3 protein-coding genes and 1 pseudogene are annotated in these 3,044 nt (G+C 71.2%); all 4 read right to left on the reverse strand.

Annotated elements, in window-relative coordinates; translation table 11 throughout:
* Positions 1-171 (reverse strand): annotated as a pseudogene (locus tag AC1DOC_RS26605) (VWA domain-containing protein); the annotation flags it as partial.
* 16 nt (positions 172-187) lie between these two features.
* Positions 188-1,099, reverse strand: a complete 912-nt coding sequence (locus AC1DOC_RS26610) for a calcium incorporation protein MxaA (RefSeq protein WP_478083337.1) — start codon at positions 1,097-1,099, stop codon at positions 188-190.
* Complete coding sequence (locus AC1DOC_RS26615; RefSeq protein WP_478080008.1) at positions 1,096-1,971, reverse strand: DUF58 domain-containing protein; 876 nt, start codon at positions 1,969-1,971, stop codon at positions 1,096-1,098. The genes AC1DOC_RS26610 and AC1DOC_RS26615 overlap by 4 nt, the downstream gene beginning before the upstream one ends.
* A 4-nt stretch (positions 1,972-1,975) precedes the next feature.
* Positions 1,976-2,995 (reverse strand): AAA family ATPase, encoded by a 1,020-nt coding sequence (locus tag AC1DOC_RS26620; protein ID WP_478080007.1) that lies wholly within the window; start codon positions 2,993-2,995, stop codon positions 1,976-1,978.
* Positions 2,996-3,044: the final 49 nt, after the last annotated feature.

Here is a 3,044-nt window from a genome sequence, read left to right on the forward strand (position 1 = left end):
GGCGCCGACCGCGAACGCGCGCCACAGAAAGCCGACGAGGCGGCCGACGCGGTCGGCCGGCAGCCAGGCCACATACGAGAAGCCCAGCGTGTCGCTTCGCTTGCGCAAGAGCGGCAGCAGCGCAAGCGGCAGCAGCACGAGCATCCAGGGCTGGGCGAGGTCGACGCGCATGGCTTTTGTCCGCCGGTCAATGCCGGTGGCGCTTTTCCGCGTTGCGCAGCGCGCGGCACAGCGGCTTGAGCGGATAGGCGGCCTGGGCCTCGGCCGGTGCGGCAGTGCTTTCGGCGAAGAAGAAGCGCCGGGTCGATTCGCGGTAGAAATCTTCCAGCCGCGGCTGCAGCGGACGCAGGTAGGGTGCGTCGGCCAGCAGCTGCGGCAGGCTGGCGCCGTGCACGACGCGGCCGGCGCTCCGGTTGAGCGCGCGGTGCAGCACGCGCCATGCCTCGGGGCTCGCGGGATCGTCGATGCGCCTGAGCTCGCGCCAGGCATGCGCGAACGGAAGCTGCTGCGCCTCGCGCATGTTGCGCCAGGCCCACCATGCGAGCCAGGCCAGCAGCACCGCGAGCAGCGCAAGCAGCGAGAACTTCAGATGCTGTTCGATGGGGTAGGTCGCAAGTGCCGCGACCGGGCGGTCCGGCCGCAGCGGCTGCAGGTCGCCCTGGCCGAAGGCTTCCGCCGGCGCCAGCGGCCCGATGCTGACCGGCCAGGCCGGCAGCGCGAGCGCGGGGCCCGAGGCGGTGGCGATCGTCAGGGCCGGCAGCGAGATGGCGGCCAGCGCGCGCGGGGCGTTGATGACCTGGTATTCGACGGCGAGCCAGCGCTTGCCTTGCGCATCGGTCTCGATGCGCGACGGCCTGCGTTCGAGCCAGAGATCGATGCGCGCCGCGGTGGGCAGTGCGCCGGGCTCGATCGGCCGGCCCTGGTGTTCGAGCAGCACGCGCTGCGTGAGCACGTCGCCGAGCACATGGCCGAAGCTGCGCGGCTGCTCGATGGTGACGGCGGTGGCTGCGGCCGGCGTGGCGGGATCGGCGGCGCGTGAAAAACCGGCGGGCAGGGCGGCCAGCACCAGCGCCAGTACAGCGGCATGAACGAGGCTCATGCCGCCGTCTCCAGGAAATAACGCGTGAGCGCCTCGGCGTCGAAGCGGCCCTGCAGGTGAAAGGGCGGCATGCCGTGTGCGTTGAACAGCGCGGTGAGTTCGGCGCGGCGGGCCGCGACCGATTCGCGCCACCGCGTGCGCAGCGAATCGCGCATCCACAGGCTGCGCCGCGCGCCGGTTTCGGCGTCGCGCAGGGCAACCAGCGCGCGGGCGTCGGGCGGTTCGATTTCGGCCGGGTCCCAGACCACCAGCGGAACGACGCAAGCGGGCGAGAACTGTTCGAGCAGCTCGCCGAGCGCGTCGATCGGCCAGTGGAAGTCGGACGCGAGAAACACCAGCCCGCCGCGGCCCACCAGCCGTTCGGTGGCGCGGCGCAGGCCCGAGAGGGCGCTGTCGTCCGCGGGCGGCGCGCCGGAAGCCGCATCGCATTCGCGCAGCATCCGCGCCATCAGGCTGCCGTTGCCGCGGCTGTGGCGCGCGGGCACGAAAAGATCTTCGCGCTCGCGCTGGTCGAAGGCCAGCAGGCCGACGGTGTCGCCGGCGCGAAACGCGCTGTAGCCCAGCGCCTCGACCAGGTCGGCCACCACGTCGAGCTTGCGCCGCTCGGCGCCGAAGTGCATTGAGGCCGACACGTCGACCACCACGTGCACCGGAATCGCCACGCGCAGCCGGTGGATGCGCACCAGCCAGTCGCCGCGGCCCTCGCGCAGGCTCGCGCGCAGGTCGATGCGGCGCGGGTCGGGGTGGTCGAACAGCCGCCGGTGCGCGGCAAATTCCTGCCCGCTGCCCTGGCTCAGGCCGCGCTGCGCGCCAGGGCGCCAGCCGCCGAAGCGGCGCGGCAGCTGGTAGTGGAATTCGTCGACGCGGTCCATGGCATCAGGGGGCGGCGATCTTGTCCATGATCTGCGTCACCAGCGCTTCAGACAATTCCGCCCGCCGCAGTTCGTACACAGGCGTGAAGAAGACGCGGTGCCCAAGCACCGAGGGCAGCACCGCCGCCAGGTCGGCAGGTTCCAGGTGCGATCGGCCTTCGAGCCAGGCCACGGTGCGTGCCGCGCGCAGCAGCGCGCTCATGCCGCGCGGGCTGGCGCCGGCCAGGATCAGGCGGTCCATGTCCACGCCGTCGAGCCGGATGCCGAACTTCTGCGGCGCCTCGGTGGCCTCCCACACGTCGAGCACATAGCGCTCGATGGTCTCGCTGGCGCGCACGCTGCGCTGCACATGCGCGGCGATGGCGTTGAGCCGGTCCCAGGGCAGGATGGCGGGCGCCACCTTGTCGATCAGGCTTTCGGTGTCGTGGTAGGCGGTGTCGAACACCAGCGACTGGCGGATGCCGCGGTCGGCCGGCTTGGGCATGTTCAGCTCGAACATGAAGCGGTCCCGCGCCGCCGAAGCCAGCTCGAAGGTCTCTTCGCGTTCGACCTTGTTGCGGTCGGCGAACACCGTCATGTGCGGAAAGCTGTACTCGCGGTCGAAGGCCGACACGGTGCGCTCGGCCATCGCGCGCAAGAGCAGCGACTGCACCTGCGGCCGGGCCCGGTTGATCTCGTTGAAGAAGAAGGTGACCAGGCGTTCGCCGTGGCGCAGCAGCGGCCCCGGGTCGATGCGCGGCCGGCCTTCGGCGTCCACATAGGTGTGATAGACGAGGTCGCCGGGCATCAGGTCGACCGTGCCCTCGACGCGCTCGAAGTCGCCGCCGATGGCGCGCGAGAAGGCGCGCAGCACCGTGGTCTTGCCCACGCCCACGTCGCCCTCGAGCAGCACGTGGCCGCGCGCGAACAGCGCCACGTTGATGAGGCGGATCGTCTCGGCCTGGCCGATCACCGCCTTCGCGACTTCGCTTTCGACGCGCAGCGCGAGGCGGCGCCAGTCTTCGAGTTGTTCTTCGGTGCCCATGGTGGTTCCCGCTGCGCCGGGCTACTTCGACTCCATCATCTTCTTGAGG

It is taken from the genome of Variovorax sp. 01T439_2, from assembly GCF_056398445.1.